This is a genomic window from Vibrio sp. HM8-C (genome assembly GCF_058630515.1).
The window spans coordinates 130,194-149,778 of the sequence record NZ_JBMMKS010000008.1; the positions used below are offsets into that span (position 1 = coordinate 130,194).

Sequence of the window (19,585 nt, forward strand, 5' to 3'; positions counted from 1 at the left end):
GCTTCAGACACTTAAAAACTTAACTCATCAATTAACATATAACCAAATATCTAAATACCAAAACGTTTAATTTGTTCTTTCAAAGATGAGAGTTGCGCTAGTAAATCATCTTTCACGTTGACACTCGATTCGGTTAAATCAGCATTTGTGCGAGCATTATCTGAAATGGTCGCAATGCGATGTTGAAGTAGCTCTGCAACGGTACTTTGTTCGTTAGTATTGACTGTTATTTGCTGATTTTGAGAACTGAAGTCCTCAATGGAAGTGATAATTTCGTCGAAAATGACGATTGCTGTTTTCGCTTGCTCCGATACTCTATGAGTCAACTCTTGAGATTCTCTCATCACTTTAGCCGCATTGGCTGAACCGTTCTGAATTCGTTCTACTACAGTTTGAATTTCGATGGTCGATTGATGTGTTCGATTCGCGAGATTACGCACTTCATCTGCGACCACAGCGAACCCTCGTCCAGATTCACCTGCTCGTGCCGCTTCGATTGCCGCATTAAGAGCCAACAAATTGGTTTGCTCAGCAATACTGCGAATTACCTCTAGAACAGTACCGATGTTTTGACCATCCTGTTCAAGAGTACTAATCACATCTGAAGCTTGAGCCATTGCAGAAACAACACTATCTAGCGAAGTCATCGTACTATTTAACGTTTGTTGCCCTGATAACGATTTCTCTTGAACTTGTTCCGATCGTGTTTGGGTGTGTGCGGATGAAGAAGCCACATCTGCCAATGACGAAGACATTTGGCTGATTGTAGATGATACTTGTTCTGTCTCTTTGCTCTGTTGTCTCGCCGTGTGGTCGATATCTTGCAGATTAGTTCCGATGGTATTGGCTAAATTAGTGGTATTGTGGATGGTATGCGTGACCTGAGAAACCACATTGAAGACGACTTCGATAAAATTGTTGATGTTGGTTGATAATTGTCCCATTTCATCGTTCGTTTTCACATTTAGACGAGAATTGAGATTACCCGAACCTTGCGATAAGTCTGCGATTTTATTGATGATTGTTTGTATTGGACTAATCACACCTGACTTGATAAAAATCACAACAAACAGCGCAATTAAACACGCAATTACGAGCACTACCCGTTCAGAAAATTTAATGCTTGCTACCGTTTCTTCTAAAGTTTTCGCTGTGAGTTCAACCTTCGCATCACCTTGTTCTTCAAGGTCACCAATAAATACATTCATCCCCTCAAGATGAGCCATCAACTGAGATAGTTTTTTTGAAATATCGTCTTGGTTTGATTCTAATAACATCACCTTATATTGATTGAACTGAGCTAATTGTTGATCGAGCTCTTGAGTCTTCTTGAACTCAATTAAACTTGCCTCTTTTAGACGCGAAAACGACTCATTGACCATTTTATCAAGTTCAATCAATTCGGCTTTCGCTTGCTCTTTAGTTAATGCGCTCAAAGCATAACGCTGCAGCACAATGACCTCAGCCTGAATACCAATGGTACCTTCCATCGCCCCATCAGCAGTTGACCACGCAGGACCAGTAATATACTCAATTGCACCGATTAGTTTTGAAGAACTTAGATGACTGAACCATGCATTAATTGCGATAAGTGACGCCAGAACTGCAATACATAAATAGAGCTTGGTACTGATTTTCATAACCTATCTCTCTTTGTAAACGATTTGTTACTTTAGTACTTATAAAACTTTAGATGAGTTTGAAAAGTTTTCTAATTTATCGTTCATCGATAGGATCACTTACCTAGTCTGAAAGAGACATTTATAAATCTGCTAGGCAAATGAAGGCTGATTAACATGGGGGTCTTATTACAAGAAAATTCGACACAGGCTGTTGAGCCGACTAAATATGTGAAGTTCCTTGACTTTAGCCCTCGCAATAACCACTGAATACACGGTTATTACTTTGCTAAGCCAGCACTGAAGTATTACTAAGAATATGATTGCACACAATATAATTGTGCGTTACTTTAATACCACTAAATTTAACCATCTTGAAGTTTTGGCATTAACCGCTACAACTTCATTAAGAAATGTAGAAAGAAAATACTTCAACCTAAATACAAGGACAGAATAATGAGCTCAATTTACGATATCGAATTGGTAACAATTGAAGGCAAACAACAAAAGCTGGCTGACTTTAAAGGCAAAGTATTGCTTATTGTGAATACCGCATCTGAGTGTGGTCTAACACCTCAATACGAAGGCTTAGAGAAACTTTATCAAGCTCAAAAAGATAATGGCTTAGAAATTCTAGGCTTCCCATGTAACCAATTTGGCGCTCAAGAGCCTGGGCAAGAAGCAGACATCCAATCTTTCTGTACTATGCGTTTTGGCGTTACATTCCCTCTCTTCAGCAAGATCGAAGTGAATGGACAAGGCCGTCACCCTCTGTATCAACAACTTTTCTCTGCGCAGCCAGAGCGCACAACTGCACCTGACAGCGGTTTTGTTGCAAAACTAAAAGGTTACGGTATTGAAGCAAAAGAAGGCGATATCCTATGGAACTTTGAAAAGTTCCTAGTGAGTAAGGAAGGTGAAGTCATTGGTCATTTCGCACCAGATATGGCACCAGACCATGAAATTCTTTCTAAAGCAATTGAAGAAGCACTAGCTTAATTTCGTTTTAATGAAAATGCCCCGTTGTTCGGGGCATTTTCTTTTTGAGCTATTCTGTGAGTTCAGAAAATCTGATTTGCAGGTTGGGAAAAAGCTGAGCGATGTAGCGCGCCGTTGTATAAATCAACAATGCAATACCTATCATTTCTAACAACTCTTCGAAAGTGTAGCTTATGGCATATATCAATGAGTCGGTACCTGAACTTTGAGCGATGACACCACCAACCAACTCTAACCCCAGAGCGCCAGATAAGAAAACCAAACCGGACAGCACAAATAAACCCAGAATGTTTCTCGGAAGATTGAATAGAAACTTAAAATAAGCAATTCCCAATACGATAGCTAAAATTCCATATGGAATAACCCAAGCGAAATAAAACACTCCAGATGTATGAAGCGTTTCGCGCACAGGACCCACCAGCATTTCGTGAAATTCTGAAGATTCATCAATCGACAAAAAGGTAAAGATAAAAGCAAGACCAAACCAAGCTAAAGACGGTTCTTTTCTCGTTCTGTGGATATATCCAACAAGAGCTAATAATGCACTAGCAACAAACATAGCGAACGATGAATACAAAGTCGGTACGTTCATTTCTGTATCGAAATCAACAAGGCGAATAAAGCTCTTAATATGCGGGAAATTCATATAGAACTTAGCGACAATCCCAGCGATATTCGCCAATAGTAAAAGACCGATAATCATCAGAAAGAACTGCAGCACTTTCTGGGGCTTCAGCGTAATAGCCATTTTTACTCTCTATGGATGAAATACAATGCATTAAGTTTCATCAGTATAGTACTAAACTCAATGAAAACTCATAGAATCAAAATGTTAATAACCACTACTTTTACGCTATTTAATCCAATTCTTACTTTTAACTCAGCGATTAATTTGAATTGCCTTTACCGTTAGACTTTCCGTTGCCTTTGTTCTCATTCTTTTCTTTATTGCTGTTGTTATTTTTGTACGCTTTAAGTTCTCCAGTTCCATTGCCTGGGTTTGAATATTTTGCATGTGCTGCAAACTCAGCTTCAGTAATAATACCGTCTTTATTTTTATCAAAAGAAGCAAAAGCACTGACGGAATCTCTGCGATTCATCTGTTTTCCGTCTTCATTACCCATTTCTGCACGCATAGTTTCACGATATGCATCTAGCTCTTCTAGACTCACAGAACCATCTTTATTGGTATCAACATCTGCAAACGTAGGAGGAATAAACTTTGGAGCTTCGGCTTCTTCTGCTGCCATCACATTGAAAGGTAGGACAATGGTAAGGGCAACTAATGTAACAATATGTCTGTTCATTTTTGTACCTATAACAGTTCATTAGCAACTACTTAATCATAGGCAAATATTCGAGCAGACGTGTACCTTTGCAAACGATATTGGAAGCCTCATCTAATCTTTTCCAATTTTGTCATTCCGCAGCTTGTATTGATTTTGCCTCTCATAGGTTTAACCTTTTAGGTAACAAGGAGAGATTATGAGTTTATTAATTGATCGTATTGCCGAGCAAAGAATCATGAAAGCGATTGAAGATGGTCAGTTACAAGACCTCGCAGGAAATGGAAAACCGCTTGAACTAGACGATGACAGAATGGTTCCAGAACATCTTCGCGTTGGCTATCGTATTCTAAAGAATGCAGGTTATATTCCGCCGGAGCTTGAAGACAGAAAGCTCGCACTTCAGCTATGTGACTTATTAGAACAATGCAAGAAAGAATCTAACGAAGAGTTGGATATGATTAAAAAATTAAGGCAGATCGAGTTACGTATGAAATTGAGAGGTGCAGATACACGCTTTATTTTTCAGTATCTACACCGTAATAAATTCCTATAAATCCTGTATCAAGCCTTTTTTACTACAAAGCGAATATGCAAAAGACCAGCGACTAATCCCCATACAACAGAGCTGATACCAAGAAATGTAATTCCAGACATTGTAATCAAGAATGTATATAAGGCAGATTCTCGTATACTTTCATCCTTAAATGCTGTCTGGAAACACATTAGCAAGGTTCCCAACAGCGCCAAGCCCGCCAGAATGTGTGTCACTTCTTTAGGTAGAGCAAGGAAAATTGCTACAACGGTCGTGGCCCATATGCCAGCAATGAGATAAAACACCCCTGCCCAGATGACTGCTTTGTATCTCTGCGCTGGGTCTTCATCGACATCTTTATTCATGCAAATTGCTGCAGAGATAGCAGCCAAGTTCACGCTAAAACCACCAAAAGGTGCGAACAAGATATTCGCAGCACCTGTACCTAACAGTAGCGGTTTTACCGGCACTTCATAAGCATGCGATCTCATCATGGCAATACCGGGTAAATTCTGAGACAGCATAGTAATGATATAAAGCGGAAGGCTTAAGTTAATCATCGCTGATAGTTCAAAATTCGGAGAGACCCATTCTGGCTTAGCAAAATTTAGAGTGATGTTTTGATTATCGAAAGCACCACTTACTATAGAGCAAGCTATTCCAACAGCCAGTAAGATTGCCATCGTGTATTGCGGTAAAAAACGTTTACCGATTAAGAACGCTGCAAACATGACAAAGAAAATATTCGGATTTGTCATCACTGGACTAAAGGTTTTTACACAGAACGAAAGTAGAATAGCGCCCAACATAGCCGTTGCTAACTGAGGGGGAATGTTCGCCAGCGCTTTGCTTAATGGCGATATCAATCCAGTCAGCAATATCAATAAGCCTGAAATAACAAAGGCCCCTATCACTACAGACATCTCGTATTGCCCAACCGCGGCAACAAGCATTGCTGCCCCCGGAGTTGACCACGCGGTTAAGACTGGTTTTTTAAAAAACCAAGAGAACGAGATGGAAGAAACACCCATTACTAAACCAAGTGCTAACAACCAGCTTTCTATTTGAGTAGATGTTGCACCAGCAGCCGTTGCTGCTTGAATGATGATGACAACCGAGCTGGTATAGCCGACTAATACCGCAGTAAATCCAGCCGATACATGGCTTAGGTTAAATAATCCCTTATGCATTCTCTTCCCTATTTCTAGAAATTCATTCCATTGTGCGCTATAACGTACGCAGCTGAGAATATCACTGTGCGCTATAGCGCACAACAAGGAAATCAATTGTGGACGACACTATTTTCAAAACTCAGATTGCCAATTATTTACGCTCACTTCGTACAGAGAAAGGGTTAAGTCTCGATGCAGCATCCAAGCTAACCGGGGTTTCCAAAGCAATGCTGGGACAAATAGAGCGAGGTGAATCAAGCCCAACAATTTCAACCTTATGGAAAATCGCCAGCGGTTTGGAAACTTCATTCTCTGCGTTTTTTGCTGATGAGCCAGAACTTCGCAGCAGCGAACTAACCTTTCCAGACGACCCTAAGATGAAAGTGAATACACTCTTTCCGTTTCGTGAAGATGCTGGTTTTGAGATGTTTGAAATCACGTTGACTGATAAACATCTACAGATGTCAGAAGCTCACGATGTGGGCGTTATAGAGCATGTTCACGTACTCGACGGTGACCTTATGCTTTATTTCGAAGGAGAATGGCACAATGTGGTTCAAGGAGAGAGTATACGTTTTATGGCCGACCAACCACACGGCTATCAAGCAGTTGCTGAGAAGACGATATTTCAGAATATCGTGAGTTACCCGAGAAGATAGTTGCTGAAAATAAAGCCGCCAAATAGGCGGTTTTATTTTAGTTTGATCTGAAAAACTGGTTACCTGCAATCTTAACTAAGACTGAATCTTCTTGAGACTCATTCCCTTGATATGTTCGAGCTTAAGTTTTTTGTATTGAACAAGAAACAGTTCAGCACAAGATAGCGCATCGCTTGCTGCTGAATGCTCAAGATAGTTCGGCAACTTGTAATGACGCCGCATGTCATTAAGTTGGTAACTTTTATGTGAACCCGTTTTACCCGCGTAACTGAAGCGTTTTTCGATGTGAATCGTATCGATGAAATACGCAGGAAACACATCTATCTGAAAGTTTTGTTCTAAAAACGCCTCAATAAAGCTTTTTTCGATATTACAGCTATGCGCAAGAATCACTTTTCCTTTTGCCCTTTCAAGCAAACGCTCCATGCCCTGTTCTAAGGAAACACCATCAGCTAATGCTTGTGGTGTTAAGCCATTGATCTCAGCAGATTCCGCTTTGATGTATTCACCATTATCAATCAACAGCTCTTCAGAACTGGACAGTTCAATCTGATCCAACGTGAACTCAACCATGCCAATCGACAGAATTTTGTCCTTTTGAACATTCAATCCCGACGTTTCAAAGTCGATAGCTAAATACTCAAGCTGGTCGAGTGATGTGTCTAAATCAGCCAGAGGTTGTGACATATAATCTTTAAATGCCTTGGACCAATGTTCATTGACCGCTGCAGACCTTCTTAACTCTTCTGACGCCGAATGAGACTCAGTCCCTTTAAACATACGACGAATCATGTTTTACCCCACTAGGAACTTCAGTTTTGCCACATCCTGTAATTCACTGATAATTTTAAATGCATCTTTCAGGTGCTTTCTTTCAAAACTACTGAACTCATCCGGTGAAATATTGTTGTTCGGCACACGACCAGACAATACAGCATTGAGCTGATGACGAAAGCGAACCTGAGTTAAAAATCGATATGCACCAATAATGTTCTGGCAACTATCTTCCGATAAAGTGCCGTGTTCAGCCGCATATCGAAAACGTTCTTCAGTCCCGGTTAGAGACCCTCCGGCAGCCAAGCTAAATATGCGAGCTAAGTCGATGATCAGATTTAACGCGTACTTTTTGATATTCAGCGTGTTGCTATTCTCGCCGCCTTTTTCCAAAACTAAACTGTTGAAGATGCTTAGTGGCGGCTGAGTATCTATAGCATCACGCACTAGAGCTGGAATAAACTTACCACTCTTTTGAATACAGTCATGCAGATGCTGCTGGATTTGTTCTGCATAGTCGCGGTTACCATAGATAGAACGCACTTCGAGGAACACACTGATACTTAGTAGCTTGTTGTATTCAGGGCTAGAGACCCACTTACTGTAATAGTCTTTCCACACCGAAATTGGTTGGCACCATTTCGGTGATGCAGCCATATATTTGCCATCACATAACGGATAACCGCATGCCGCTAGGCCGTTACACACTTTCATAGCTAAGTGAGTGAAGTACGCTTTTTGGTCATCTGTCACATCGTCAGATAAAACCAAAGCGCTATCCTGATCCGAAAGCATATGCACTTCATTACGCGCATGTGAACCCGCAACAATCCAAGCGTAGTCGCATGGCGCAGGACCAAGCAGATCTTCGCTCAATTGAATAATGCGACGTGTAAAGGCATCCATAATAGTCGACATGACTCGACCCTGAATTTCAGCACTTACACCACTTTCAACCAAGGCTTGGAAGATGGTCTCACGTTCTTCTTTCAACACAGCCAATGCACTAATAGAACTGGTGTATTTGATTTTCTGAATTAGGAACAGTGACTGAGTTCTATGGTTGTGGACAAGGTGCGTTGTCGTTAATAAACCAACTACCTTCCTGTCGTTCACTACAGGTAAGCAACGAATGTTGTATTGCAACATCAACGAGATTGCTTCGATGACTTTTGAGCTGCTTTCTACCAAAACTGGATTTGGAGTCATAACCATAGAGATAGGCATATCAGTGTCGATACTGGTTGCAACCACTGAGCGAGTCATATCTCGGTCAGTAACCAAACCAGCAATCTCGTTATTCTTCATAACGACCGCACACGAACTGCGTTGTCTGCCACACATCTCTCGGGCAACGTCTTTGATTGAATCCTCAACATCAACGATGGTGATGTTTTCACTGGCTATTTCACCAACGGTTCTGAAGAATAAGCCCTTGTCTTCTTTACGAGCCACCTGTTTAATCGCCGAACTCAGACGAATATTGGCTTTCGCTGCGAAGTAATCTTCGAACTCTGGGTGACTTTCGCACACATCTTTTAGCACTTGATGGGGAATCAAATACAGTAACGAATCTTCAATCGCTTCCGCCTGATAACCATCTTCAGAATGCGCTAGTGGTTGCAAGAAAGTAAATCCGAATTGGTCTTCTTCACCTAAACGCGAGCGTAGCTCACCGAGCGGAGTTCTCTGTTCAATCGCACCTGTTCTAATAATGTAGAGGTAGCGCTGTTCACACAAAGCGCTAAAACCAATCACCTCCCCCTCAACCAAGTATTTTATTTTGATCGAGTTAGCGATCGTTGCCACTACTGAGGAAGGTAGTCGGTCAAAAGGATCTATTTTGACCAAAAAACTTTGGATGTTGGGAGTAATTGAAGTACCCATAATTACCTATCTTCATTATTAATGATGAACTGAACTATTTGCCATTGAAGACGATTAATTCGTGTCCGATGTATTTCAGTTTAGCTAGATAAACACTATAATACTGAAACGCTGTTTTAATACCATCATTGTATAGTAACTAATTGCTGCTTTGCTATGCAAAAAAATTAGCAAACTTCTATTGGTGGACAGCGGTTGGCGTGTAAAAATCGACCATTAAAAACTAGTTATCTTCATGTTTTCAAATGTAAATTTAACCACACCCAATTAGAACTCCTATTCATTGTTTACTTGTATCTTTGAACAAGAAAAGTGTCACAAATCACTAAAATGAAAAGCGGTTTTAAAAATAATTGATAAAAAATAAATTTTTGTGTACTGTACGATTCATAGAACACTCTGATACTAGTGCCAGACTCCTCAAGTTTAGCGTTAAGCGGCAAGTTAGCATTAGTGGCAAAAGTGAGATTACCTGAATGGCTCGCTACAAGACGGGGAACCGACTAGCGAAGTACAGTCAAAAACGGTTCTGAGTAGATTTTTATCTTACTCAGTGGTTTGTAACCTTTTGGGTGTGAGAGTTTGATGGAATTTTCGTTTGCTCAGGCTTTAGGTTTTGTCAGTTTTGCTTTAGGTATTTCTACCTTTTATCAGAAAGATGATCGTAAATTGAAAATCATCATGTTGATTTTTAACATTAATCACTTGATTCATTTCTTTTTACTCGGATCTATGACGTCGACATTGAGCGCGGCGTTATCGGCAGCAAGAACGGGGACGTCTATCTATACGTCTTCAAAATATGTCGCTGCTATATTTGTAGTCTTGGGCCTTGGATTAGGTCTAAGTATTACCAACCATTGGTGGGACATGTGGCCTATCCTTGGAACAGTTATCGGTACATACGCGGTATTTATGCTTAAAGGCATTACCATGCGTATCGCCTTCTTAACCGGAGGCATTTGTTGGTTAATCAACAACATTATAGTCGGATCGATTGGCGGGACTATGCTGGAAGCAACGTTAATTTGCGTTAACTTGCTGACCATTTATCGCTTAGTTAGCGATAAAAAGAAAACTGCAATTCCATCAGAAGCAATATAAGTAAGGGCAAGCTATGTTCGTATACAACAAAGACGTGAAATTAGAAGATCTAGGCAATGGTATTTCTCGCAAAATCCTTGCATACAGCGAAAACATCATGAGCGTAGAAGTTTACTTCGAAAAAGGTGCTGTTGGTACTCTACACAACCACCCACACGAGCAGCTAACTTACGTTCTTTCTGGCGAATTTGAATTCACTATCGGTGATGAGAAGAAAATCGTAAAAGCTGGTGACGCACTGTACAAAGAGCCAAACGTTATGCATGGCTGTGTATGTTTAGAAAAAGGCGTTCTACTTGATAACTTTACGCCAATGCGTAAAGACTTCATCGCTTAATTAAAAAGTTTCTTATAACAACGATATTCCTGTTCCCGACGCATAGGGACTAATGGATCTCCTTGCCAGTCTTATAGACTGGCTTTTTTTATCTCTGGAAAACAATAGCTTTATCCATTTTTCAGTGCTGTTTAGTTGTTATAGTGACCCGCTCATAGAATTGTGTTTAGAGAGATTAAGATGGATTCTAGCCAACAGTTTTCTTCGTTATTACAGCTCAACGAAACCCAACATGTTTACCAATATTGGCCTAAATCTGCGTGTGCTGAAAATACTCAAGCATCCGTTTGGCATAGAGACCCATTAGACCTTTCATCGAATAGACTCATCGCAGGTGTATCCGCTCCTGAAATCATGGTATATGCCCCTGCACAGTCCAACGGCATTGGTATTGTTGTGTTTCCCGGTGGTAGCTATCAAAGAATATCGATTGATAATGAAGGCCGTGATGTCGGAAACACCCTTATAAAACTTGGTTACACTGTGTTTGTTGCCACCTATCGTATGCCGGGAGAAGGACACCCTCTTGGAGCGGAAACTTCACTGGCAGATGCACAAAGAGCTATACGTTGGGTACGAGGCAACCGTCAAAAATGGAACATTGAAAAAATAGGCGTACTCGGCTTCTCTGCCGGAGGTCATCTTACTGGACAACTTGCTACTCGATTCGACACTCCTACCTATGACGCTTTAGATGAAATAGACAACCTATCGGCCAAACCTGATTTTTGCGGGCTGATGTATCCCGTTATCACTATGGATACAAAGTTTGGTCACAAAGGTTCAGCGATTGAGTTACTAGGTTCAGATATCACAGAAGAGACTTTACAGCGTTATTCGATTGAGAAATGTGTACATAGCGAAATGCCTGCATGTTTTGTAGTGCATTCAAGCGATGATGAATCAGTACCTGTCGAAAATAGCCTGCTGCTCTGGCAAGCCTTAAGGGAACATCAAGTCCCTGTAGAAATGCATTTGTTCAACGAAGGCGGTCATGGGTTCGGAATTGAAAAAGTAAAAGATATGCCTGCCCACCAGTGGCCTACTCTATTTCATAACTGGATTAGCCATGTTTTAGGGGCTAGCCATATTCAAATATCAATTTGCTAACAACAAAATGGCCCATGATATTTCTAGACTTCAGGGGCCATTTGGGTTTATTTCGTTAATGCAGAAATGGCTTTCACTTTTAGGTAACTCTTAAGCCATCCGAGCCTCATCATCCTCAAATAGAAGATTGATCCACGAATCCACCAGTCTGCGAACATACCAACCCAAATACCATAAATGCCAAATGAGAAATGAATCCCCAGTATATAACCAAGAATAATGCGTCCACCCCACATGCTGGCAATGGAAATGTACATGGCAAACTTGGCGTCTTTTGCTCCTTTAAACGCAGCTGGTAGTACCCAAGAAGCGGCCCAAACAGGCATCATTATCGCGTTGATAAATACCAGATTGAGTATTACTTCGACAACTTCAGCTTCATCTGTATACCAAGCTGCCATATAAGGAGACAGCGGAACGAACACCGCGGAGAACAAACATAGTACTATCGTCGCCGTCCAGAAAATAAGCTGCATTTCCTGAAAGGCAACTTTAGGTTTGTTTTGTCCCAGCCTTTTCCCTACTAATACCGTTGATGTCATCGCTAATGCATTTCCAGGGATGTTCAGCAGTAACAACAATGAGAAGGTAATAACGTTCCCTGCCATTGCAACAGTGCCAAGGCCTGCAACCATGATTTGCGTAATAAGTTTACCCAAATTAAACATGAGGGATTCAACACTGGCTGGAACACCAACGCCCAAAATGTCGAATAGGATCTTCTTATCAAACCCAGTAAAATACTGACGGAGAGTGACGATAAAAGTACTGTTGCGAGTTAAGCAGACTAGGATTATTACGGCGCCAGCCCAACGAGCTAAAGTAATACCTAGTGCAGCCCCGAGCATTCCAAAACCTTGCCATTCGATGCCTAGCAAACCATGCAATCCATATATCAACGGATAGCTGAAAAGTATGTTTAGCACGTTCATAGCAATGTTGGACATTGCGGGTAATCGAGAGTTACCGACTGCGCGTAATATACCGCTACCCACGAGCGTTATCGCCAACGCCGGATAACTTAAAGCAACCAGATTTAAATACTTATCACTGAGCGCAATAACCTCATCTTCCGCACCATAAGCAACGATATAGAGCATGGAATCGGAAAACAGGAAGATTGAGAGCATAGATACAAGGGCAACGAACATCCCAAGCACCATAACCTGCCCCGCAGCAGATAATGCAGAAGCCCTATCCCCTCGCCCGAATGACTGGGCGACAACAACAGAACCACCGAGTGCAACAGCCGTCATTACCGAAATAATGATCCAAGTTATACCGTCGGTGAAACCCACTGCGGCAGTCTTATCTGCACCAAGTCGAGCAACAAGTACCGTACTGATGATTCCCATTAGCACGACGCAAGAAAGCTCTAGAATGATTGGCCAAGTAAATGGCCAAACATGGCGTATTAATAAAACTTTATGGCGATAACGAACTTTTAAAGATAATTTTGGAAACAAAGGCCCATGAGGTTTATTCCCTATGGGTCCAGGTTCCGAAGAAGAGTTTGACATGGCGACTCCTACTTAACGCGCAACCATAGCCATTTCATTGTGAGGCTGACCATATATTACATCACGGTCATATACCACTTTTATTTCGCCGTTTACATTACGGTCACCGTGCAAATATCCACCCGTAGAAATCATCTGTGGGATGTCATCATATACGCCCGCATACGCAGCTTCTAAAGCCACTAGTGCATAAGCGATTGGGTCGTCTAAACGTGCATGCTCTTGAGTAAGATCTTCAACAAACAACCCGCTCTCTTCGTGGTAGTGCTTTGCAATCAAGTTCTGTGCAACACAATCTGCCAGAGTAAGAAGGCGAGTATCTTCACTATGTTGATACAGTTCCAACAGCGCAAATAGTAGATACGTTGATGCAATATCCGTTTCAGTAGCAACCGATGTTGGTACTAAAGAGTTTACATCTAAAGAACCAAGACCAAAACGCTCGAACATCTTCGCAGTAAGTTCTTTCACTTCAGGATTGCTGCTTGCACGAGACGCACGAATCAACGTCAGAAGATAAGCGGGATCGGCTGGGCGACGTGCCAGAGTTGTTCCCATCTCTCCGTAATAGCCATGACGTTTGAATGAAAAACCGGTTAAGTCTGTGCCATCGGTCCACATTGGCAATACTTCATTGGTTTCAGCATCCCAAGCATGTGAAAAGTACCCCACAATGCCTTCGATAACCCAGTTGAGCCATTCTTCGTCATTCAGGTTTTGTACACACGACAACATGGCTAAAGGATTGTCGACGACCACAGCCCAACAATCACGGAACAACACATTCGCCTCGCGTGCAATAGCGCCAAACTCTGGACCAAATTGACGCTTAGCTCGGTCACCAAACCAAGAATAGGTCAGACGATCATCTTCAGGGATAGGCTCACGCTGTTTCGGAGAAGAGAATTGATAAACCGGCATATGTGTTTCAGGATGACGAGCCGCTACAAACTGACGATAGAGATGTTTCGCCCATTTGAGCGCATCTTCATCACCGGTATAGCGGTAGTAATGACATGCAGCATAAATTAAGTCTGTAGATGCGTTAACAAATGTGAGTCCAACAGTTTCTGGCAGCTCTGGCCATTTAGCAGGATCAACGACGTCTTTTGGTTGATGAACTTTAAACAAATCTGCTGGGAACGATTTACCGTATTCCCCATGACGCGTTAAATCGAGCTTTTCCCAATCCGTTACATGGGCGGCCCAGAAGCCTTTCAAAAAGTTCTCTGTTGCCTCAGGCTGCATTTGAAATAGCAAGTCATAAAAAGGGAAATGATGCTTGAGTTCGTGTACACATTCTTTACTTGCTGGGCCTTCAATGTCGCCATTCTCTAAGTTAACAAAACGGTGACCGCCCCATTGAAGCAAACCACTTGTTTTATCTGCGTAGTGTTCTAGGAAATATTCTGTGATGTTTTGCGCTTCATGAAGATAAAGGTTATTACCCGTCAACATGCTCAATGCCAAATAGCCACGCATTAAGTTTTGCTGACTAGCAAAGTTGCTCATTGGTACGTGATGACCATCAGGATAAATCCATTCAACCGGTTTTAAGGTTTTAACATTGATACCGTCTGCCATTAACGGGCTATTGGAAGATTTACCAAGCTCTAAAGATTGCTGATAGAAGCGATTAATAATGGGAAGCAGAGAAACACGAGACTCAGACATAATACTTTCTCCAAATATAAGGCAAGCGTAGATAGCTACATGTGCTTATGGCTACATGTGTTAATAACAAAAAGAAAAACACACGCCGCTAGGTTTTACTAAAAAGACATTAACGGGATAAGAATATTTTTCTGTTTGCTATGAACCTATCAGCGATAGATCTGTGAGCTAAAATCCGTCAGTTAACAACCTGTAAGTTACAATTTCAGACTTGGCTACACAACTTGGTACAAGCAAAAATATATAAACAAATAAACCCAAGTGACATTACGCCACTTGGGTATTTAATCTCCCCGAAGGGAGACTAAACCAACGCATGATTAGTTAATGCGTTTTAGGATACGGTTACCGCGACGAATGAAGTCAGACGCTGCAGATTTAACATCTGTTTGACCGTAGTCTAGTTTTTCCATTACTTCACCGAATAGCTCCATTAGCTGTGCGTTATCAGTGTAAGTTGTTGGAAGAATCACTTTAGGTAGTGATTGACCTTGTAGGTAACCTAGGTAACCCAAGCTGTTTTGGTCGATCTTGTTTGCTGTATGTAGAGCTTCAAGACCTTCTGAGCTTAGTGGGATACCACGAGACAGACCTAGAATTTGAACGCCATCTGCATCATTCAACAGGAAGTTGATTAACTTAGCTGCTTCTTCTGGGTGCTTAGTGTTACGACCCATAGAGAACATCATTGATGGACGAGCTAGTAGACCTGAGTCAGTTGCGCCTGGTGCCATTGGGTATGGAGCTAGTTCTAGAGACATTGAAGGATCTAGGTTAGCTGCGTATTTGCTGATTGCTGTATCCCACATGTATAGACCACCGAAGCGACCATCAATCCAAGGACGCATTTCGTAAAGGTTACCTTTACCGTAAGAAGCGAACTCTTTAGTTGATGGGAATACGTGGTTCTTAACTTGATCAACGTAAAGTTGGAAGAATGATTCCATCTCTTTTTGGTCATAGTTCAGAACAACTTTTTCTGCATCGATAACGTCTTTGCCCATTGTTTGGATCATATATGAACGGTTCATAGCAAACACGTCACGTGATTCAACAACTAGTGGGTAGTAATCTGCACCAAGATTCTTCTCGAATGCTTTACCAGCAGCCATTAGCTCATCCCAGTTAGTTGGGTATTCTACGCCTGCTTTCTCAAACATAGTCTTGTTAAAGTAGAACACACGAGATGTCATACTTACTGGAAGACCGTTAACTCTGCCACCGATAGTAGTCATATCTAGTGCAGATTTAGGGAACACAGCCATATGAAGAGCATCTTTCTGCTGGTTCATATCGTAGAAGCCGTCACCATTTTTAGAGAATAGAGGTAGCCAGTTGTAGTTAGTTTGCATTACATCTGGTTCAGTATTACCTGCAACCTGAGTAGTCATACGTGAAGTGTGACCATCCCAGCCAGTGTATTCAGCTTTCACTGTGATACCTGGGTTTTTCTCTTCAAACTTTTTCAACGCTTGCAGTGTTGATTGGTGACGGTCGTTACCACCCCACCATGACATACGCAACTCAACGTCAGCAAAAGCTGAAGCAGAAGTTGCACCGATTGCAGCAGCGATAAGTGTAGTCAATACCTTTTGATTCATGGATATATCTCCAGTTTTATTTTAGTAGAGAAATGTTTTTCTCAGTTTTCTTATCGAAAATGTGTACCTTGCTCATATCAACAGCAAACTTCACACCTTTCTGTAATTTCATATCTAGTTTCGCGCGAACATCGTCCACTGGAACGCGAGCTGTTAGCTCTTTGTCACCAACGCGGAAGTAAACAAATACTTCGTGACCCATGTTCTCCATGCGAACTACATCACCAACAATAGTTTGAACACTTTCATCATCAGCTAGTGAAAGAGTGATGTTATCTGGACGGATACCAAACACAGTTTTGTCGTAACCACTTGCACGAACCGCCTGTGATTTAACTTCTGGTAAAGCCAAACGTTGTTCACCAAGAGTGACAAACATTTGGTTATCTTCATCAATGATGTTTGCATCAAGGAGGTTCATTTCTGGCGCACCGATGAAACCTGCTACGAACATGTTTACAGGGTTGTTGTATAACTCAGTAGGAGTATCAACCTGCATGATTTCGCCAAGTTTCATTACACAGATACGGTCACCCATGGTCATCGCTTCTGTTTGGTCGTGCGTTACGTAAACCGCAGTTGCTGGATTACCTGACTCTTTCAGGTGACGGTGTAAGTCAGAGATACGAACACGCATCGAAGCACGTAGTTTTGCATCTAGGTTAGATAGTGGTTCATCGAATAAGAACACTTCTGGTTTCTTAACGATTGCACGACCTACTGCTACACGTTGAGCCTGACCACCAGAAAGCTGACGTGGTAGACGATCTAATAGCTCTTCAATTTCAAGAATTTCAGCAGCTTCTTTAACGCGTGCTTCAATCTCTTCTTTTGGTAGCTTTTGTAGTTTCAAACCAAAACCTAGGTTCTCTTCTACAGTCATGTGTGGGTATAGAGCATAGTTCTGGAACACCATCGCAATACCGCGATCTTTTGGTGCTAGGTTGTTTACTACTGTACCGCCGATAGTGATTTCACCACCGCTGATTGTTTCTAGACCCGCTAGCATGCGTAGCGTAGTTGATTTTGCACAACCCGATGGACCTACGATTACTAGGAACTCACCATCTTTAATTGTTAGGTCGATACCGTGTACTGCTTTGAAACCGTTTGAATAAACTTTCTCTAGTTTATTAAATTTAACTTCTGCCATTTTACTTACTCCAAAAAATTAACCTTTAATACCGCTGCTAGCTGCGCCTTCAATAAAGTACTTCTGAGACATGAAGAACACGACGATTGACGGGATGATAGCGATAGATGCCATTGCTAGGATTTCATTCCACTTCGCGCCTTCTGTAACGTCGATAGACATTTTTAGAGCAAGTGCAATTGGGTACTTCTCTACACTCGATACGTAGATAAGTGGACCTAAGAAATCGTTTACTGACCACATGAACTGGAACAGTGCAACAGAGATAATTGCTGGGCGGATAACTGGAACCACTACGTGCCATAGCACTTGGAACGAGTTACAACCATCAATCATTGCTGCTTCTTCCATGTCTGTTGGTACGCCACGTAGGAACTGAACCAGCATGAATACGAAGAAGCCTTGTGTTGCAAATGCCAGTGGCAAGTACAAAGGTAGATAGCTATCAAGTAAACCCATTTCGCGGAACATGATGTATTGCGGAATAAGTAGTACAGATTGTGGAAGCAGGATGCTTGCGATTAGCGTAGCAAACCAGAACTTCTTAAACGGGATTTCAAAACGCGCGAACGCGTAAGCTACGATTGTTGAAGAAACAACAGTAAAGAATACTTTTGGTAATACATAGTAGAATGTATTCAGGATGTAGTGACCAAATGTAAATTCAGTACCGGTTTTCCAACCGTTGATGAAGCCTTCCATACTCCATTCGCTTGGGATCAAGCTCATTGAAGAGAAGATTTCATGGTTTGGTTTCATTGCTGCAGTAAACATCCACAATAGTGGGTAAAGCATCAGGAAACCAACAGCAATCAATACGATGTAACGGATTGCTGCGTTAATCTTTTCACGACGAATCGTGCGCTCATTTTCTACGTTAGAAACAGCAGTGTCTGAAATTGCAGTAGTCATTATGATCTGCCTCCCTTATCACCTGAGTAGAACACCCAGTACTTCGACGAACGGAATGTGATTGACGTAAAGATTGCAACTACGATGAACAGTGCCCATGCCAATGCAGAACCGTAACCCATATCAAAGAACTTAAACGCTGTCTCATAGATGTATAGAGAGATCAGGTAAGTTGACTTCATTGGGCCGCCGCCAGTGATAACGTAAGGAGCCGTAAATTCTTGGAACGCTTGCGTTGTTTGCATGATGAAGTTGAAGAAGATAACTGGAGTAATCAGTGGCACAGTTACTTTAAGAAACATCTGCCATTTACTCGCACCGTCGATCATCGCAGCTTCATACTGAGATTGTGGAACGTTTTGTAGGGCTGCAAGGAAGATAACCATAGCAGAACCGAATTGCCACGCACGCAATAATGTAATAGAGAATAGCGCGAAAGCCGGTTCACCCAACCAGTTGATTGGATCGACGCCGATGAAACCTAAAGCACCGTTAAGTACACCATCGATAGCAAAAAGAGCACGCCAAAGAACCGCGATTGCAATACTACTACCTAGAATAGAAGGGATGTAGTAAGCAGTACGGAAGAAGCCAATACCTTTTAGCTTGAAGTTAAGGATAAACGCGATACCAAGTGCAAACGCTAGTTTTACTGGAATGGTCAAGAAAACGTACAAGAATGTAACGCTCATTGATTTCCAAAAAGTATCATCTTCAGTGAGCATATACCGATAGTTTTCAATACCGATGAATTCTGGTGAAGTCATCATGTCATAATCGGTAAAGCTCATCACGAATGATGAAATGAATGGAAAAGCGGTAAACACTATCAACCCTATAATGTAGGGAGATAGGTACGCTAATCCTAGCTTACGATTTTCATACATTTTCTCGTCCTCGTTAAGTTTAACTGCCGGTGGGTTAGATAAGTTCTTTCCTAAGACACCCATCGACTTCTGTTATCTATTAAACGCGAATTTATAACGATTACCATGCGGAAACTTATAATTTGTGATCTTGGATATTATTTTTGATGGGAAATTATAAAAAAGTGAAACACAGTTCCTATTTTGAAGGTTGCGTGTTTCTAAAAGTAGATTTAACTTGAAATTTGACGTTTTTTATTTACAGGTCATACCAGAACAAATTAAAAAATATATCCATAATAATTAGATAGTTAGTAAAGCAATCAACAATACATAACTAGCCTGTAGGGCCAATCTGACACAAAATCTCCGTGCTA

Annotated in this window: 18 protein-coding genes; 6 read left to right on the forward strand and 12 right to left on the reverse strand. The window is 41.5% G+C overall.

The annotated features are described in order from the left end of the window. Nucleotides 1-50 precede the first annotated feature (50 nt). Nucleotides 51-1,640, reverse strand: a complete 1,590-nt coding sequence (locus ACOSVQ_RS11335) for a methyl-accepting chemotaxis protein (RefSeq protein WP_491982670.1) — start codon at nt 1,638-1,640, stop codon at nt 51-53. A 435-nt stretch (nt 1,641-2,075) separates the two neighbouring features. Between ACOSVQ_RS11335 and ACOSVQ_RS11340 the strand changes: the two genes are divergently transcribed. Then, a complete protein-coding gene (locus tag ACOSVQ_RS11340; RefSeq protein ID WP_491982671.1) occupies nt 2,076-2,618 on the forward strand; it encodes a glutathione peroxidase in 543 nt (180 codons plus the stop codon). 49 nt (nt 2,619-2,667) lie between these two features. Here the strand turns inward: ACOSVQ_RS11340 and ACOSVQ_RS11345 are convergent, their stop codons facing one another. Both ACOSVQ_RS11345 and ACOSVQ_RS11350 read right to left on the reverse strand, forming a co-directional pair. Next, nucleotides 2,668-3,366, reverse strand: coding sequence for a DUF8692 domain-containing protein (locus tag ACOSVQ_RS11345; protein WP_491982672.1), 699 nt, complete (start codon nt 3,364-3,366; stop codon nt 2,668-2,670). Nucleotides 3,367-3,505: 139 nt separating this feature from the next. Next, a complete protein-coding gene (locus tag ACOSVQ_RS11350; protein ID WP_491982673.1) occupies nt 3,506-3,925 on the reverse strand; it encodes an EF-hand domain-containing protein in 420 nt (139 codons plus the stop codon). A gap of 178 nt (nt 3,926-4,103) precedes the next feature. Here ACOSVQ_RS11350 and ACOSVQ_RS11355 point away from each other — a divergent pair, with 178 nt between their 5' ends. Then, nucleotides 4,104-4,460 carry a DnaJ family domain-containing protein gene (locus ACOSVQ_RS11355; RefSeq protein ID WP_491982674.1) on the forward strand — a complete coding sequence of 119 codons (357 nt, stop codon included), beginning with the start codon at nt 4,104-4,106 and terminating at the stop codon, nt 4,458-4,460. A gap of 8 nt (nt 4,461-4,468) precedes the next feature. Here ACOSVQ_RS11355 and ACOSVQ_RS11360 read toward each other — a convergent pair whose 3' ends face one another. Further along, nucleotides 4,469-5,629, reverse strand: a complete 1,161-nt coding sequence (locus ACOSVQ_RS11360; RefSeq protein WP_491982675.1) for a benzoate/H(+) symporter BenE family transporter — start codon at nt 5,627-5,629, stop codon at nt 4,469-4,471. A 98-nt stretch (nt 5,630-5,727) separates the two neighbouring features. Between ACOSVQ_RS11360 and ACOSVQ_RS11365 the strand changes: the two genes are divergently transcribed. Continuing rightward, nucleotides 5,728-6,270 carry a helix-turn-helix domain-containing protein gene (locus tag ACOSVQ_RS11365; RefSeq protein ID WP_491982676.1) on the forward strand — a complete coding sequence of 181 codons (543 nt, stop codon included), beginning with the start codon at nt 5,728-5,730 and terminating at the stop codon, nt 6,268-6,270. A gap of 75 nt (nt 6,271-6,345) precedes the next feature. On the opposite strand, the gene ACOSVQ_RS11370 is transcribed toward ACOSVQ_RS11365, so the two are convergent. After that, entirely contained in the window at nt 6,346-7,062 is a 717-nt protein-coding gene (locus ACOSVQ_RS11370; protein WP_491982677.1) for a 3'-5' exonuclease, read from the reverse strand. Between the two features lie 3 nt (nt 7,063-7,065). After that, entirely contained in the window at nt 7,066-8,931 is a 1,866-nt protein-coding gene (locus ACOSVQ_RS11375; RefSeq protein WP_491982678.1) for a DUF294 nucleotidyltransferase-like domain-containing protein, read from the reverse strand. Between the two features lie 585 nt (nt 8,932-9,516). Here ACOSVQ_RS11375 and ACOSVQ_RS11380 point away from each other — a divergent pair. The 3 genes from ACOSVQ_RS11380 to ACOSVQ_RS11390 all read left to right on the forward strand — a co-directional run bounded on the left by ACOSVQ_RS11380 (nt 9,517) and on the right by ACOSVQ_RS11390 (nt 11,482). Continuing rightward, on the forward strand, nt 9,517-10,035 hold the full coding sequence (locus tag ACOSVQ_RS11380) for a YgjV family protein (RefSeq protein WP_491982679.1): 519 nt from the start codon (nt 9,517-9,519) through the stop codon (nt 10,033-10,035). Nucleotides 10,036-10,048: 13 nt separating this feature from the next. Next, complete coding sequence (locus tag ACOSVQ_RS11385; protein WP_042481078.1) at nt 10,049-10,372, forward strand: cupin domain-containing protein; 324 nt, start codon at nt 10,049-10,051, stop codon at nt 10,370-10,372. 180 nt (nt 10,373-10,552) lie between these two features. Continuing rightward, a complete protein-coding gene (locus tag ACOSVQ_RS11390) occupies nt 10,553-11,482 on the forward strand; it encodes an alpha/beta hydrolase (protein WP_491982680.1) in 930 nt (309 codons plus the stop codon). 47 nt (nt 11,483-11,529) lie between these two features. Here ACOSVQ_RS11390 and ACOSVQ_RS11395 read toward each other — a convergent pair whose 3' ends face one another. The 6 genes from ACOSVQ_RS11395 to ACOSVQ_RS11420 form a co-directional block, all read right to left on the reverse strand. Continuing rightward, nucleotides 11,530-13,002, reverse strand: a complete 1,473-nt coding sequence (locus tag ACOSVQ_RS11395) for an EmmdR/YeeO family multidrug/toxin efflux MATE transporter (RefSeq protein WP_491982681.1) — start codon at nt 13,000-13,002, stop codon at nt 11,530-11,532. A 12-nt stretch (nt 13,003-13,014) separates the two neighbouring features. Then, nucleotides 13,015-14,676, reverse strand: coding sequence for a pectate lyase (locus tag ACOSVQ_RS11400; RefSeq protein ID WP_491982682.1), 1,662 nt, complete (start codon nt 14,674-14,676; stop codon nt 13,015-13,017). A 320-nt stretch (nt 14,677-14,996) separates the two neighbouring features. After that, complete coding sequence (locus ACOSVQ_RS11405) at nt 14,997-16,277, reverse strand: ABC transporter substrate-binding protein (protein WP_491982683.1); 1,281 nt, start codon at nt 16,275-16,277, stop codon at nt 14,997-14,999. A gap of 16 nt (nt 16,278-16,293) precedes the next feature. Continuing rightward, nucleotides 16,294-17,430 carry an ABC transporter ATP-binding protein gene (locus ACOSVQ_RS11410; protein ID WP_491982684.1) on the reverse strand — a complete coding sequence of 379 codons (1,137 nt, stop codon included), beginning with the start codon at nt 17,428-17,430 and terminating at the stop codon, nt 16,294-16,296. 18 nt (nt 17,431-17,448) lie between these two features. Beyond that, the gene (locus ACOSVQ_RS11415; protein WP_491982685.1) at nt 17,449-18,342 is read right to left on the reverse strand and encodes a carbohydrate ABC transporter permease; all 894 of its coding nucleotides are present in this window, start codon (nt 18,340-18,342) and stop codon (nt 17,449-17,451) included. Then, nucleotides 18,342-19,229: a carbohydrate ABC transporter permease gene (locus tag ACOSVQ_RS11420; RefSeq protein WP_491982686.1), complete on the reverse strand. Its 888-nt coding sequence runs from the start codon at nt 19,227-19,229 to the stop codon at nt 18,342-18,344. The genes ACOSVQ_RS11415 and ACOSVQ_RS11420 overlap by 1 nt, the downstream gene beginning before the upstream one ends. Between the last annotated feature and the right edge of the window lie 356 nt (nt 19,230-19,585).

Coding starts and splice junctions, on each gene's coding strand:
- ACOSVQ_RS11380 (WP_491982679.1), top strand. CDS start 9,517: ATGGAATTTTCGTTTGCTCAGGCTTTAGGTTTTGTCAGTTTTGCTTTA.
- ACOSVQ_RS11345 (WP_491982672.1), bottom strand. CDS start 3,366: ATGGCTATTACGCTGAAGCCCCAGAAAGTGCTGCAGTTCTTTCTGATG.
- ACOSVQ_RS11395 (WP_491982681.1), bottom strand. CDS start 13,002: ATGTCAAACTCTTCTTCGGAACCTGGACCCATAGGGAATAAACCTCAT.
- ACOSVQ_RS11360 (WP_491982675.1), bottom strand. CDS start 5,629: ATGCATAAGGGATTATTTAACCTAAGCCATGTATCGGCTGGATTTACT.
- ACOSVQ_RS11390 (WP_491982680.1), top strand. CDS start 10,553: ATGGATTCTAGCCAACAGTTTTCTTCGTTATTACAGCTCAACGAAACC.
- ACOSVQ_RS11335 (WP_491982670.1), bottom strand. CDS start 1,640: ATGAAAATCAGTACCAAGCTCTATTTATGTATTGCAGTTCTGGCGTCA.
- ACOSVQ_RS11400 (WP_491982682.1), bottom strand. CDS start 14,676: ATGTCTGAGTCTCGTGTTTCTCTGCTTCCCATTATTAATCGCTTCTAT.
- ACOSVQ_RS11375 (WP_491982678.1), bottom strand. CDS start 8,931: ATGGGTACTTCAATTACTCCCAACATCCAAAGTTTTTTGGTCAAAATA.
- ACOSVQ_RS11350 (WP_491982673.1), bottom strand. CDS start 3,925: ATGAACAGACATATTGTTACATTAGTTGCCCTTACCATTGTCCTACCT.
- ACOSVQ_RS11415 (WP_491982685.1), bottom strand. CDS start 18,342: ATGACTACTGCAATTTCAGACACTGCTGTTTCTAACGTAGAAAATGAG.
- ACOSVQ_RS11405 (WP_491982683.1), bottom strand. CDS start 16,277: ATGAATCAAAAGGTATTGACTACACTTATCGCTGCTGCAATCGGTGCA.
- ACOSVQ_RS11370 (WP_491982677.1), bottom strand. CDS start 7,062: ATGATTCGTCGTATGTTTAAAGGGACTGAGTCTCATTCGGCGTCAGAA.
- ACOSVQ_RS11340 (WP_491982671.1), top strand. CDS start 2,076: ATGAGCTCAATTTACGATATCGAATTGGTAACAATTGAAGGCAAACAA.
- ACOSVQ_RS11420 (WP_491982686.1), bottom strand. CDS start 19,229: ATGTATGAAAATCGTAAGCTAGGATTAGCGTACCTATCTCCCTACATT.
- ACOSVQ_RS11410 (WP_491982684.1), bottom strand. CDS start 17,430: ATGGCAGAAGTTAAATTTAATAAACTAGAGAAAGTTTATTCAAACGGT.
- ACOSVQ_RS11385 (WP_042481078.1), top strand. CDS start 10,049: ATGTTCGTATACAACAAAGACGTGAAATTAGAAGATCTAGGCAATGGT.
- ACOSVQ_RS11355 (WP_491982674.1), top strand. CDS start 4,104: ATGAGTTTATTAATTGATCGTATTGCCGAGCAAAGAATCATGAAAGCG.